At 38.8% G+C, this 14,106-nt stretch carries 15 protein-coding genes; 6 read left to right on the forward strand and 9 right to left on the reverse strand.

Translation table 11 applies throughout. From position 1 onward, the window contains the following. Positions 1-2: 2 nt before the first annotated feature. A complete protein-coding gene (locus tag ACOQO5_RS11085; protein WP_420581764.1) occupies positions 3-2,039 on the reverse strand; it encodes an ATP-binding protein in 2,037 nt (678 codons plus the stop codon). Between the two features lie 538 nt (positions 2,040-2,577). Here ACOQO5_RS11085 and ACOQO5_RS11090 point away from each other — a divergent pair. Continuing rightward, entirely contained in the window at positions 2,578-3,042 is a 465-nt protein-coding gene (locus ACOQO5_RS11090) for a hypothetical protein (RefSeq protein WP_420581765.1), read from the forward strand. A 36-nt stretch (positions 3,043-3,078) separates the two neighbouring features. On the opposite strand, the gene ACOQO5_RS11095 is transcribed toward ACOQO5_RS11090, so the two are convergent. Further along, on the reverse strand, positions 3,079-3,957 hold the full coding sequence (locus ACOQO5_RS11095; RefSeq protein WP_420581766.1) for an SGNH/GDSL hydrolase family protein: 879 nt from the start codon (positions 3,955-3,957) through the stop codon (positions 3,079-3,081). A 38-nt stretch (positions 3,958-3,995) separates the two neighbouring features. Here ACOQO5_RS11095 and ACOQO5_RS11100 point away from each other — a divergent pair, with 38 nt between their 5' ends. Together ACOQO5_RS11100 and ACOQO5_RS11105 are read left to right on the forward strand one after the other, a co-directional pair. Then, a complete protein-coding gene (locus ACOQO5_RS11100) occupies positions 3,996-4,706 on the forward strand; it encodes a bestrophin family ion channel (RefSeq protein ID WP_420581767.1) in 711 nt (236 codons plus the stop codon). A 29-nt stretch (positions 4,707-4,735) separates the two neighbouring features. Continuing rightward, a complete protein-coding gene (locus ACOQO5_RS11105; protein WP_420581768.1) occupies positions 4,736-4,909 on the forward strand; it encodes a hypothetical protein in 174 nt (57 codons plus the stop codon). 14 nt (positions 4,910-4,923) lie between these two features. Here the strand turns inward: ACOQO5_RS11105 and ACOQO5_RS11110 are convergent, their stop codons facing one another. The 4 genes from ACOQO5_RS11110 to aspS form a co-directional block, all read right to left on the reverse strand. Next, entirely contained in the window at positions 4,924-5,316 is a 393-nt protein-coding gene (locus ACOQO5_RS11110) for a DUF2721 domain-containing protein (protein WP_420581769.1), read from the reverse strand. Positions 5,317-5,325: 9 nt separating this feature from the next. Next, positions 5,326-5,685: a response regulator gene (locus ACOQO5_RS11115; protein ID WP_420581770.1), complete on the reverse strand. Its 360-nt coding sequence runs from the start codon at positions 5,683-5,685 to the stop codon at positions 5,326-5,328. A 75-nt stretch (positions 5,686-5,760) separates the two neighbouring features. Further along, complete coding sequence (locus ACOQO5_RS11120; RefSeq protein WP_420581771.1) at positions 5,761-6,873, reverse strand: BamA/TamA family outer membrane protein; 1,113 nt, start codon at positions 6,871-6,873, stop codon at positions 5,761-5,763. Between the two features lie 4 nt (positions 6,874-6,877). Then, the gene (aspS, locus tag ACOQO5_RS11125) at positions 6,878-8,632 is read right to left on the reverse strand and encodes an aspartate--tRNA ligase (protein WP_420581772.1); all 1,755 of its coding nucleotides are present in this window, start codon (positions 8,630-8,632) and stop codon (positions 6,878-6,880) included. Between the two features lie 114 nt (positions 8,633-8,746). Between aspS and ACOQO5_RS11130 the strand changes: the two genes are divergently transcribed. From ACOQO5_RS11130 to ACOQO5_RS11140, 3 genes are all read left to right on the forward strand, one after another. Then, complete coding sequence (locus tag ACOQO5_RS11130; protein ID WP_420581773.1) at positions 8,747-9,307, forward strand: hypothetical protein; 561 nt, start codon at positions 8,747-8,749, stop codon at positions 9,305-9,307. Beyond that, positions 9,304-9,759 (forward strand): nucleoside deaminase, encoded by a 456-nt coding sequence (locus ACOQO5_RS11135; RefSeq protein WP_420581774.1) that lies wholly within the window; start codon positions 9,304-9,306, stop codon positions 9,757-9,759. Before ACOQO5_RS11130 ends, ACOQO5_RS11135 begins: the two co-directional genes overlap by 4 nt. Before the next feature lie 137 nt (positions 9,760-9,896). Beyond that, positions 9,897-10,499 carry a superoxide dismutase gene (locus tag ACOQO5_RS11140; RefSeq protein ID WP_420581775.1) on the forward strand — a complete coding sequence of 201 codons (603 nt, stop codon included), beginning with the start codon at positions 9,897-9,899 and terminating at the stop codon, positions 10,497-10,499. Positions 10,500-10,572: 73 nt separating this feature from the next. On the opposite strand, the gene ACOQO5_RS11145 is transcribed toward ACOQO5_RS11140, so the two are convergent. From ACOQO5_RS11145 to ACOQO5_RS11155, 3 genes are all read right to left on the reverse strand, one after another. Further along, positions 10,573-12,105 (reverse strand): GNAT family N-acetyltransferase, encoded by a 1,533-nt coding sequence (locus ACOQO5_RS11145; protein ID WP_420581776.1) that lies wholly within the window; start codon positions 12,103-12,105, stop codon positions 10,573-10,575. Between the two features lie 73 nt (positions 12,106-12,178). After that, entirely contained in the window at positions 12,179-12,934 is a 756-nt protein-coding gene (locus tag ACOQO5_RS11150; RefSeq protein WP_420581777.1) for an MbnP family protein, read from the reverse strand. Continuing rightward, the gene (locus tag ACOQO5_RS11155; RefSeq protein WP_420581778.1) at positions 12,903-14,009 is read right to left on the reverse strand and encodes a cytochrome-c peroxidase; all 1,107 of its coding nucleotides are present in this window, start codon (positions 14,007-14,009) and stop codon (positions 12,903-12,905) included. The genes ACOQO5_RS11150 and ACOQO5_RS11155 overlap by 32 nt, the downstream gene beginning before the upstream one ends. Positions 14,010-14,106 lie beyond the last annotated feature (97 nt).

A 14,106-nucleotide genomic window follows, 5' to 3' on the forward strand; every position in this document is an offset into this window, starting at 1 on the left:
AATTATACAACAATAGTAAATTTAGTCCCTTCCCCAGGTTTGCTTTCCACCGAGATATGACCACCCATGGATTCGACCTGCGTCCTAACCATAAACAAACCCATTCCTTTTCCTTCCACATGATTATGAAATCGCTTATATAGACCAAAAATATCACTCTGATTATTGCTAAGATCGATACCAAGTCCGTTGTCACTTACCACCATTTTTACGTGAGCATCATTCATTTTTTCTGTGGTGATTTTAATAAAAGATTGAACGTCTCGCCTACTATACTTTATAGCATTGGAGATTAGATTGATCAGAATGCTATACCAATAAGCACCATTAGACATGATTTGTTTTATTTCTAGATTCAATTGAACCAACATTTCAGCATGAGTTATTTGATCATGAATCGACTTTTCAATTTTTACAATAAGCTGCTCAAAATCGACTAATTCATTAGGTAAGTTAATGTTTTGCTTCACTTCTAAAACAGTGGTCAAATCCTTCAAAACGTGGTCAAGAGCATGTACTGAATCTTTGATTTTATCAACCGCAATGAGATTATATGGATCTTGCACATCATCCTTGTTGTATATATTAGTCAACCCTAAAATATTGGAGACAGGCGCTCGCATATTGTGAGATACGATATAATTGAATTGTTCCAAATGGTTATTTCGTTCTTTCAAATCCATTACAACTTTCTCAAGCTCCCTAGTTCTTAACGCTACTTGTTTCTCAAGAAGATCTTTGGTTTTGGTTAAGAGATGGGTTTGCTCTGTGATCTCCATATTTTGCAATACTGCAACTTTCTGCTGATTGTCTTTGATTGAATACGATACAGAAAAACGTTTACCAAGCAAAAGCGCATTGATCATCAAAGCCATTAAATAACCTATGCTGACCAATGTACTATCCACCTCTCCCCAAAGATTGAAAGACATCATGTGGTAGGTCACTATCGCAATGCCACTTATAATTCCCAATAACCCTATTTGAGACTGCAAATTCTGTCTTTTTGTAGTCACCAATACAAACAACACATAAAGAATCAAACAAAAAATGATAGTAAAAAAAGGATACAACAAGTAAGTCAAATATTCACTTGGTAGCAGTACCGTTATCACAACAAAAGGAATTGTGATACTCGAAATGACTTTTGAAAAAAGCGTAGAAAATATTTTTGTGAATATCGTTCGGAGATAATGCAGTCCAAAATGCGCCCCAAGAAACAAACTCACATATTCCAATTTCACTAACCAAACCCATGGCAACTCTGGAAACAAATCCACCAATGGTGCATATTCATCACTTAAATATCGGTAGCCCCAACACAAGCTGAATAGGCCCAAATACAAAATAGCTTTATCTCTTCGCCAATAAGCAAAATAAAGTAACAACATAGATACCCCTAAGAAAAAAAGGCACCCGATTAGAATCATATCGCTAATCACTTTGTTTTGATTCTTTTGCCAAAACTCACTTGTAGGGCCTGCAATAATTGGCTTTAACATACCACCGCTTTTGTGAAAAAAATTAGCTACTTGTAATGTGAGCTGAACTGTATCTACATTCGTTGAAAGTGGAACAAATGCTTCTTTTCTACGATGAAGCACGTCTTGAGAATTTTTACTAATTCGACCAGCTTCGTATACCAGCCTGTTATTCACCCATAGTTTGGCTGCATAGTTTATTTTGGGAATTCGGATAGAAATGACTTGATCAGTATGCGGCAAAATCAGTCGATTGGTATAGGTAGCAACACCGAAAGATGGCAAAGTCTTACCCTTACTTCTTTCTTGAGTCCAGGCCCCCAAAGTAATTAAAGGAATCCCATCTATTCTGGATTTAGTTTCTTCAGGAGTAAGTAACTCATCCCAATACAAATACCATCCTTCACTGATTTCTAGAAACCCATCATCATCGAATTCTACTGTTAAATACTCAATATTAGAATTCGATGAAAAAACATTGATTGATGTAAAAAACATCAATAAAATAGCTACCAAAATCATTTTTGTACGACAAGTACGCGCGAATAGTTTATTCATTCGATGACTAGAGAAATCGCTTAATAACCAAGAAAATACAGGGGTGGGAAAAATGGATTCCGTAAATATAGTCGAATTTGAATGAAGCCCCTGGCTATAACAACAAGAAAAAAACTAACCAATGACCTCTGATATTTAAAAAGAATTTCAAGCAAAGTGTAGATTATCATGTGTCTTATGCTGTTGACCAAATGAACTTTTACCTAAAGTAATACCCTCACCACTCAATTACTTGGACTTGTGTGTGTCTGGTCTGTTGTCTTAACTGAATCAAACGCTAATCTCTAAATATTCAAATAATGGCATTTATAATACACCTCTGGCTGTGTCCGATTCGCAAGACCTTTACTGTATTCTTGCATGAAATCTTATGATGAGTTTTTTCCAAACTATGTAAAAACAGAAAAATATCTAGTTAATCATAGCTATTTGACCTTTCTGAAATAAAATTCCTCAATAGCTAATGTTTATCTTTACATTAGAACATTCATGCAAATCAAAAAACCACCTATTGTATCTCGAAATTCAATCTGTAAACATGAAAAAAACAATACTCTACTTTTCTATTTTTCTTAATTACACAACTGCCCTTTCTCAACCGGAAATCTTCGAGTTTCAATACCAAGAAATGGAGCTTGATGAAGCTTATATAGAATCGCTGTCTCCTCATCAACTTGGAGAACCATTCACAAATATGATGCAGTTATTGAAAGAATATTACATCTACGAGGAAACTAGTAAAATATCAGGCCAAACCACAAAATTCATACAAAAGCCAGCCATTTATTATTCAGTAAAAAAAGCTAATAAGTATGCTTTGAAAGCCATGAAAAAGAAGGTCATTTCTGAAGAACAGGCTAGAACCGAACTGGAACGTGTTTTTACAGTAGCTCTTAATATCCGACATCAAAACACCGAAGAACTTGAAAATGTACTATACAAAATTAAAGATGCTGAACGCATCATTGAGTACTACCAAAAAAACATTGTATTAACGGATTAATATGGGTTCAATATTTTTATGAATTGACAACTTTCATCAATCCATTTGTTGAGGTTCGGAGTAACCACTGAGCACTCCAGAATTTTTAATAAATTCCGCTAATTGTTTAGCCAGTGTCTGATAAGTCAACTTGGATGGATGCACACCATCACTAAAATATTGTGATCTATCACTTGACAAATTATACTTTTCCGACCAGCATTCGATACTAATTACCTCTGAAGAATAATAGACCTTCTCAAACTCAGCCACCACATCAATCAAAGCCTCTCCCAATATTTCTACCAGATTTCCAATGGTCCATTTCATAAGAGGAGTAAATGCGGGAAACTCTTTAATAGGCGGCATATTCGTAAATACCACCGGAGTATCGCCAAACTTATTTCTTAAATTATTAATTACTAGTCTTACTTGATTTTTCCAACGAAAAGGATTGTTGAGTTTGAATGCATCATTCCCTCCTATTCCAATTACTATCAGATCCCAATTCTTTTCATTAAAGCCATCAAGTAGTTCATCTTTCATTCTGCCTACTGTGATCCCGCTTTTAGCATGAACTTTCCATTCAACACAAAGATTTAAATTTTCTGCTAACTCATCCGCCAATGTTCCCGTGAAACCTTCTTTGTGCGTCTCTACACCTACGCCGGCCATAGTACTTTCTCCTAACACTAAAATCTTTATGCAGCGGTCGGATTTTGAACCACTGTCCCCTGTAGGTTCTATAGCTTCTGGCAGGTCTGGAATGGTTTGTTTAACCCTCCGTCCCTGCAAATACAAAAAAGGCAATAAAGGAATGGATAGAATAGCTCCAATTGAATATTTTATAGTCATTGTATTATTACTTAAATGAAAAAATACTTGTCGAGTATTTATTATGCAAAAAAACTTCATAAAGGTTTGGACTGATTCCACCTGATCTTATTTTTACTCAATTCAAAAAGTCCATTTTCATGATTATTAACAAACGGGTTCCAATATCCTTTTTATATTCTCTTTTTAAAAAAGAGCTTCCTTATGTCATCCTTATAGCGGGAGGCTTATCTTACTTGGATCAATTTATCGAACCAGTCTTAGGCCTGCAATTTCCATTGATGCCGATGACCATTCCATCCATCTTAGGTACACTTATCACTTTGATTTTAGCCTTCAAGACTTCTCAATCGTATGACCGCTGGTGGGAAGCACGTAAAATATGGGGTGAAGTAGTGAACGATTCTCGTGCGTTTATTAGAGAGATTTCGTTCCTTATGAAAGAGGACAATGAAGAAAGAAAAATATTGCGTGATGAACTCATCACTCAAATGATTGGATGGTGCTATACGCTAGCTCACAGTCTAAGAGGAAAACATGACATTTCTGACAATCCGTATATAGACGAAGAATTGAAAACAAAACTGGATCAAATAGATAACAACACACCAAATGCATTGCTCTATTTGATGATGAGTAATATCAAGCAAGTTTTTGACAAAGGATTTATCAATGAATACCAACAAATAAAACTTACCTCATCTATCAATAACATCAGCATTGCCATGGGTAAATCTGAACGAATTAAGCACACGGTATTCCCAAGACTATATGCGAGATTCATAGACTTTGCTATTTGGGCTTTCATGATCATATTTCCTCTCGCCTTTAGAGAAAAAATGATTATATAGAGTTCCCAATTGTAACCGTTGTTTGCATCATGTTTTTTTCACTTGCCAATTTGGCTAAAGACCTTAAAGATCCGTTTGAGAACAAACCTACAGACATTTCCATGCTAGCCATTGTTCGGAATATTGAAATTTTTGGATTGAAAGTAATGGGAAAAGAAGATATCCCTGAACCTTTAAAACCAGAGGGATTTTATTTGATGTAAAGTGAAACAGTTATTTACCCTTCCATATCACTCAATTCTATATTGAGTGCCTTAGTAGACATCTGAATTTCTATCAGTGAAAAGATGAGTGAGGTAATCAATGAAATTAGGCTACCTCCAAATAAATAATTGGCCAGAACAAACCCTTCCTGAAATAGTGCAAACATGCACGCGACAGTAAGGAGAAAACTCAATACACCAAAAGCCTGCATTCGACGAACCATGTTCAGCCGGACTCTCAGGTTCTTTATTTGACCAATAAGAACGTGTTGTGTATCAGTCTGTTGATATTTCGCGTGAAGGTTTCTGATAAGTGTGGCTAATGCTAAAAATCTATTGGTATAGGCTAGCAACAACAGCGTAATCGCCGGAAATAAAAGGGCCGGTGTAGAAATTTCTAATTGCAAAAGAAGAGTTTATTTTTTCTCAATAAGTTCCACCAGCTCATCCGCATCCCATGGCTTACCTACACTACCCGTAAAACCAAATTTTTTGATTGCGTTTCGAATGATCTCGTCATTTACATATTCTGAAATGATAATTCTTGTCATGTCAGGATATAGCTCTCCAACTTTTTCGAGCAGTTCCACGCCTGTCATTTCTGGCATACGATGATCAGATATTATGACGTCAAATTTTTCCTCCTCCATTAGTTTGAGTCCATCTGCTGCACTTTCGCATGTAGTGACATTGTACCTTCTTTTGAAGGCAATTCTGAAAACATTGAGGTTAGCTGCTTCATCATCCACATACAGCAACTTGATCTTATCTGCCATAATTAATCGTTCTTTCTCTTTTTCCTTAACTGGTTATGCAAAATACAAAATTATTACAACAATAAGGGACGTGTATCAAAAGGCCTCACGAACGGATAGATAAAAAGCATACTGTCCATTGTCGGTAAAGCCTAGATCCATTCTAAAGTTCATTTTTTCATCCTTGAGGGCTCGAAATCTACCACCAAGTCCATATACTACTCTTATTTTATCGGTACCAAAATCCCCGAACTTATCAAAAACCTCTCCTGCTCCTGCGAATATCACTCCGCCAAAACGCCAAAATAGCTCCTGTCTGGCTTCCACCTGAAAATACATCACCTGTTTATCTCGATAAAGATTGCGGTGCTCTATACCCCTCAATCGACCACTACCTCCCATTTTATTTAATTTGTAAAAAGGAATATCGCTTCCAGCAGTCATATTTGCTCGAAACTGTATGGCCAACACACTTTTTGGGCCAAAAAGTCTGAAATACTGGCGATAATCTAACAGAAAGCTCGTGTAGCTGTATTCTCCTCCTAATGCCTTTCCGTAAAAAGTGGCGTTGGCATTAATAAATCGACCATGTGTGGGCCAAAGCGTGCTATTTCGTGTATCATTTCGGAATGCCGGCCCCACTCCCATATTTCTACCACCATCTATGCCTACGGGCTGATCCGTGGCCAACAAACCAGAATCAACCAAATTGTCAATATTGTTGTATTGAAAGTCAAATCTAATTCCACCAAACCATTGAGGTGTTACAGGCTTGACTAGGCTTCCAGAAAGGGCAATATACCGATCGGTGTACTGTTCCACTATTTCGGGAACAGTTTCACTACCGATTCCATAATAATTGTCTGGAAAGTCAAAAACCCGAGCATCAAAATTCAAATTCATGCCATTTCCAAAAAACAGATCAAAATCAGATTTGATCAAGACCTGCTTGTTAGTTGTAAACACCACATAGGGGGTAATACTTGAAGGCCGATGAAAATCAGGGTTCTTCGACTTGGTATTGAATACAAAAAAAGCAATGGCTCCGATGTTGACTTTGGTCTCTGGAGAATATCCCAAGGCCGGATAGATGGCAAATTTGATACGCTTTTCTTGGACAGAGTCTTCACGGACAGAGTCTTGCACCTGTGCTTGTCCTGCAAAAAACGAGCACATCAATATAAAGCAACAAATCAGATATTTTGTCATCTAGTTATTCTGCAGGCAATAGATCAAGTCCCAACTCATCCAATTGATCCTTTGCAATTGGAGAAGGTGATTCTATCATTACATCACGTGCAGAAGTATTCTTAGGAAAGGCTATAAAATCTCTGATAGAATCTGAGCCTCCAAACATAGAGCATAATCTGTCAAATCCAAAAGCAATTCCTCCATGTGGTGGCGCTCCATATTCGAACGCATCCAGCAAGAAGCCAAATTGCTCTCTTGCTTCTTCGTCTGAAAACCCAAGGTGCTTGAACATCATGGCTTGCGTTTCTCTATCATGAATCCTGATAGATCCACCTCCAATTTCAACCCCGTTGATTACTAAATCATAAGCATTGGCATGCACTTTTCCAGGTTCAGTATCCAACATTGGAATTTCATCAGGTTTAGGAGACGTAAATGGATGGTGCATCGCGTGGTATCTTTCAGTTTCTTCGTCCCATTCCAATAACGGGAAGTCTAGTACCCAAAGCGGTTTGAAGTTCATTGGGTCTTTCAGCTCCAACAAATCGCCCATGTGCAATCTCAATTCACACATCTGCTTTCTGGTAGCATTCGTATCTCCAGACAATACCAAAATCAAATCGCCTGGCTTAGCCTGAGACTTTTCTGCCCATGCTTTCAGATCCTCTTGCGAGTAAAATTTATCTACAGATGATTTGAATGACCCATCTTCATTGCACTTGACATAAACCAATCCTTTCGCTCCGACCTGAGGACGTTTTACAAAATCAGTCAAGCCATCCAATTGCTTCCGTGTCCAGCTAGCACAGCCTTCAGCACAGATCCCTACTACCAATTCAGCCTGATCAAAAACATTAAATCCTTTGTTTTGTGCGACGTCGTTGAGCTCTACGAATGGCATGCCGAATCTAACGTCAGGTTTGTCTGACCCATACAACCTCATGGCATCGTCGTACTGCATGTGTACAAACTCACCCACTTCTACGTCCAATGCTTGCTTAAACAAATGGCGAGTCAGTCCTTCGAAAGTGTTCAAAATATCTTCTTGAGTCACGAAAGACATTTCACAGTCTATCTGAGTAAACTCTGGCTGACGATCAGCTCTTAAATCTTCGTCTCTGAAGCACTTCACAATTTGGAAGTATCTATCGAAACCAGACACCATCAACAATTGTTTGAATGTCTGGGGTGATTGTGGCAAGGCATAAAACTCACCTCTATTCACTCTTGATGGCACCACAAAATCTCTGGCACCTTCAGGAGTAGACTTAATCAATACCGGTGTCTCCACCTCCATAAAATTTTGATCAGACAAGTACGATCTTGTAGCCTGCAACATCTTATGACGAAGCATAAGTTTGTCTCGCACCTCATCTCTTCGTAAGTCGAGGTATCTATATTTCATTCGAAGCTCTTCGCCTCCGTCCGTATCATTGTCAATGATAAATGGAGGCACCTTAGAAGCATTCAACACTTCCAAGTCACTCACTTTTATTTCTATTTCACCTGTAAGGATTTTGTCGTTTTTGGCATAACGCTCTGCGACTTCACCGGACGCCTTTAGAACAAATTCTCTACCTACAGTCTTTGCTTTTTCCACCAATTCGGTTGGTGTTTGTCCCTCCTCGAATATCAACTGCGTGATTCCATATCGATCTCGAAGATCAATCCAAACCATTCCTCCTTTGTCACGTACCTTTTGTACCCATCCACAAAGTGTCACTTCTTTTCCGGCGTCAGCCAATCTCAATTCGCCACAAGTCTGCGTTCTCAGCATAATATTCGTATTATAAAAAATGAAGGCGCAAATTTAATCATTGTCTTGTTTTGGGCTTCATCACAAGGTAGTTTAATTTTGATTTTTCACTAGCTTTAAAAAATTCGCAAAATCATGGGTGTCTTTTTATTTCTAAGTTTATTCTTTTCAATTTTTTTGACGGAAAACCTGACGAAAGTCAATGTAACCGAAGAGATTACTATGATGATCCCAGGTCAATTCAGGCTAATGACAGACGACGAAATTGCGAGCAGATATTTTTCTACCAAAAGACCGGTAGCTATTTACACCAATCCATCTGTCACTATTGACCTTGGGGTGAACAAATCAGTTACTCAATGGAGCACTGATGACTTGGAGATCATGGTAAGTTTTCAAAAATCCAACATTTACAATTTTTATGATGAGATTGAAATGGTTAGCCAGGGCGTGAAAGAAGTAAATGGAAAAAAAGCAGCCTATTTTGAATTTGTTTCAACTGTTAAAGCCGACAGCAATACGCAATCCTTTAGATCACAAAGTGCTGTAAAAAAATACACATACATTCAATACATGATAGTAGGTAAGCATTCTTGGGTATTCAATTTTTCCAGTCCCCTACAACTACAAAACGAGTGGCAACCACAATTGGCTGACATCATGAATAGTGTTGAATTCATTAAAAAGAAAAAATGATACCAGGACTTCATAGTGATGAGGCATTCATGAAAGAAGCCCTCAAGCAGGCACAATATGCTTTCGAAGAAAATGAAGTACCCGTTGGGGCAGTAGTAGTTTGCGAAAACAAAATCATCTCTCGTGCCTACAATCAGGTAGAAAAGCTCAATGATGTCACCGCCCATGCAGAAATATTGGCGATCACAGCAGCAGAAAATTACCTCGGCACCAAGTATCTATCTGGATGCAAATTGTATGTCACTCTGGAACCGTGCACCATGTGTGCCGGAGCTACCTACTGGTCTCAGCTTGACGAAGTGATATACGGAGCAAGTGATGAAAAAAGAGGTTATTCTCAACTGGCTCCTAAGGCTATTCACCCAAAAGCAAAAATTACGTATGGCATTTTGGCCAATGAGTGCAGCGCATTAGTTACTGATTTTTTTAAACGCATGCGTGATAAAGGGTAACAAAACTCTTGGATCTTGATTCTTATATCTTGGTTCTATCATCCCATAGAATAGAATGATCAATTGATTCCGTTTATTTTAGATTTACAATTAACTTTACTCTCAAGAATTTTTTAAAACATAAATATAGATTTATCATGGCATTTGAATTACCATCATTACCCTATGCACACGATGCATTGGAACCACATATCGACAAACGTACAATGGAAATCCACCACGGAAAGCACCACAATGCGTACGTAACCAACTTGAATGGAGCGATTGCCGGCACGGATATGGAAGGCAAGTCTATCGAAGCACTCTGTGCAGAACATTCAGATGTACCTGCAGTAAGAAACAACGGAGGTGGACATTTCAACCACTCACTATTCTGGACTGTAATGAGCCCTAATGGCGGCGGCAACCCTACTGGCGATATTGCTGGTGCGATCGACGAGGCTTTCGGTTCATTTGATGCTTTCAAAGACGCTTTTGCTAAAGCTGGCGCAACTAGATTCGGATCTGGATGGGCTTGGTTATGCGTAAAAGATGGCAAATTAGAAGTTTGCTCTTCTGCCAACCAAGACAATCCATTGATGCCTGGTGTTGGATGCGGAGGCACTCCTATCCTTGGACTTGATGTTTGGGAACATGCTTACTACTTAAACTACCAAAACAGACGCCCTGATTACATCAACGCATTTTTCAATGTGATCAACTGGGAAGAAGTGAATAAGCGTTTCGCTGCTGCGAAATAAGCTAACGATCTACTTAACAAAGAGCCTGTCTCAAAAGCGATACGTTGTTGAGACAGGCTCTTTCTATTTCATTCTACTTTTCAGCCCCCTTCTTTTTCTTCAGGTCAAAAATATCCTTCCTTCGATCTTTCAAATTTTGCACACTACCGAATTGATTCAATTCTCTGAGTAAATCAATATCTACATCGGCTATTAGAATCATTTCAGCATTGGGTGTGGCTTCGGCCTTAATGCCATTGGTGGGGAACGCAAAATCACAAGGGGTAAACACCATCGACTGGGCAAATTGAATATCCATGTTGTGGACCTTAGGCAAGTTGCCCACACTTCCGGCGATGGCTACATAGCATTCATTTTCTATCGCTCTAGCTTGCGAACAATTACGCACTCTGGAATACCCGTTTTGTGTATCTGTCAAAAATGGAACAAACAAAATATCCATACCCTCTTCAGCCAATAACCGACTCAGCTCAGGAAACTCTGAATCATAACAAATCAAAACACCAATCTTGCCGCAATCAGTATCGAAAGCCTTGATTTCACTACCTCCTTGCATCCCCCAAACCTTAGATTCGTCAGGTGTCACGTGGATTTTCTCATAACGCTCTGTAGTACCATCCCGACGACAGAGATAACCTACGTTGTATAATAAATCGTCTTTGATTTCTGGCATACTGCCCGTGATGATATTGATATTATAAGAAATCGCCAACTCCGAAAATCGCCGAACAACTTCCTCTGTATGAGTGGCTAATTCTCGAATAGCCTCTGGCTCCGACATGTGGTTGTTTTCCGCCATCAACGGCGCATTGAAAAACTCTGGAAACAGGGCAAAATCACAGCGATAGCCTGATACTGCATCCACGAAATACTCTGCCTGCTGCATCAGCTCTTCCATGCCTTTGTACAGCCGCATTTGCCACTGCACCAATCCTAGTCGAACGATTTTCTTTTTGGTCTCAGCCTTTTTTGTGGGCTTCTTGTAATAGATATTGTCCCACTCCAACAATACGGCATATTCACTGGAAGCTTCATCCCCCTCCAAATACCCAGTAAGCACTTTAGACGGGTGAAAATCATTGGAAATTTGAAAGTTTAGCACCGGATCAACTATTTCCTTTCTTTTTACCCTTTCTATATACTCTTTGGGAGAAATCTCATCTGCATATTTGTGATAATTGGGAATTCTCCCTCCAAAGGCAATCATACGCAAATTCATGCGTTCGCATAATTCTTTTCGATAGTCGTATAATCTTCTGCCTAAACGCAGTCCTCTAAACTCGGATTTGATAAACACATCTATCCCATACAAGACATCGCCATCATCGGTGTGCGTGTCAAATGAATAGTCACCCGTAATTTCTTTATAGGTATGATGCTCGTCGAATTGGTTGTATTTCACAATTATCGACAAGGCACAACCAGCCAGCTGGCCATTGACTTTGATCACCACTTGACCATCCGGAAACTTATCTATCAGTGACTTTATTTCATCCGCCTTCCAGTATGCATCCTGAATACTACTATAAGCTTCAATCATGGCCTTTTTCAACTCTTTGTAATCCCCTAGAGTCAAATAGGTCAATTCTATATTTTCAATATCCATTTGTTTGTTTCATCGGAATAGTTGAAATAAAGCTAGCAGAAAAGAGTAGAAGGAATGGTAAGGCTATCTCAAATTATTTTACGAAGCCGAAGGTCTCTTCTAATAGGAGTAGCGCATTTTTGTAATTATCAGCCACTTGATCACCGCGTTCGTCATTCATAAATACGGTGCCTTCATCTAAATCCAATGTCCCAAAAGGAGCCATGGCGTCTACCGAATAAACCAAGGTAAAATCTTCAACTATCGAGAATGGCTCAGAAAACAACTGACTCATAACAAAGTAATTTTTGTCTGTCCCAATATGCATCTTTATTTCTTCGCCTAGTGGATCTTCTTCATCAAAATATCTTCCTTCCATTAAGAAAAACTTGTAGCCTGTATTCCAATCCCAGGCCATACCATTCGTAGGGTCCAAATCCCCCACATGATCAATAGATGTGTTGGCCTCCGCATCCACCCCAATGGCCATATTGAGCTCCGCTATCTCTATATCTGACGGAACACCTTCGACAGTTATCGTAGCAGAGAGATGATCAGCATCGAAACTCACGAGGTGATAGCTATCTGGTTCAGTATAGACGATATTTGAATTGGCGTTTTTGAGCTGGATATTGCTCAAATAAAATTCGATTCTCTCAAAGGTAACCTGTTGCTGGTTTCGGGTCACATATTTTTTTGACCCAAAAGTCAATGTTTCATCATCTGCTTTCACGGTAAAATTAAATACCAGAGAACCACTTCCTCCAGATTCGTCTGACGAACAAGCACTCAATACTAGCCATAAGCCAATGACTGTACTAATCTTCGAAAGGATCGGAAAATGCTTCATCAGAGATAAATTTTTGATCTGTTAAGGTGTGTAAAAATGCGATAATAGCTTTTTTTTCTGTATCAGTTAGTCCCAGCTTTACTGGTAACACATTTTTTGGATTATTAGTTGCGTCGGTAATCAACACATCCAAAGTAGCACTAGTCCGAACATTTTCATTGTAATGTTCTAATACATCCTCCAGTGTTGCAAATCTTCCGTCATGCATATAAGGAGCGGTTAGTGCAATATTTCTCAAGCTAGGTGCTTTAAATTTTCCTTTGTCTGTAGCCTCTCCTGTAACTGTCATCAGTCCATTTTCTAAATCCTCTTCAGTATCAATGCCGTTATTATGAAATCCTCGATAGCTGGTGCGATCTCCAGAAGTCAGAATATTTAAATGACAATCTCCACAGTTTCCTCCTCTCAGTCCGATCGTAGGCTCAGGATGCGTAAAGAACAAATCCATTCCCAGCTTTTCCTGATCAGAGAGCACATCCTCTCCGAGCAAATATTGATCATACCGTGAATTTGATGATACTAGTGTTCTTATAAACTGAGACAAAGCCTTGGCGATTAATTCAGGAGTAATTTCATCCGATTCAAAAGCTTGCTGAAATTGCTGACGATATAAATCTGAATTTGACAAGCGCTCAACGGCCTCCACCAACGACAGGTCCATCTCGATATGATCCTGAATGGGCTCCAGTGCTTGTTCTTCCAAACTTAAAGCTCGACCATCCCAGAAAAATTTGGACTGCCAAAATAGATTCACCAATGACATTGAGCTCTTACTAGTCAAAAGTTTGTCCACACCCGTACTAAATTTTGCGCCATCGGTAAAGGCCTTCGACTGCTGATGGCATGATCCACAAGAAACCTGATGATTTCTTGAGAGCATTTTTTCATAAAACAGATTTCGGCCCAAGGCAATTCCTTCTATAGTGAATGAGTTATCTTCAGGTAGCTCAAACCCATCCCCAAAATGAATGGGTGGCACGAAAATGAAAGGAGTAGGAGCCTTTATTTGAGTACCTTCTGTACATGAGCACAGTGCATATAAACCAATAAGTACTATAATCCACTTTAAATTCATCAATTAGTCAACATGTGGAAATTGTAATTCCATTAACTTAACATCATTTCCTGTTAGAACAAGACTACTGAAACTTCTCAGCACCATATCAATATCT

Source organism: Reichenbachiella sp. (assembly GCF_965223055.1).
Lineage (GTDB): Bacteria > Bacteroidota > Bacteroidia > Cytophagales > Cyclobacteriaceae > Reichenbachiella.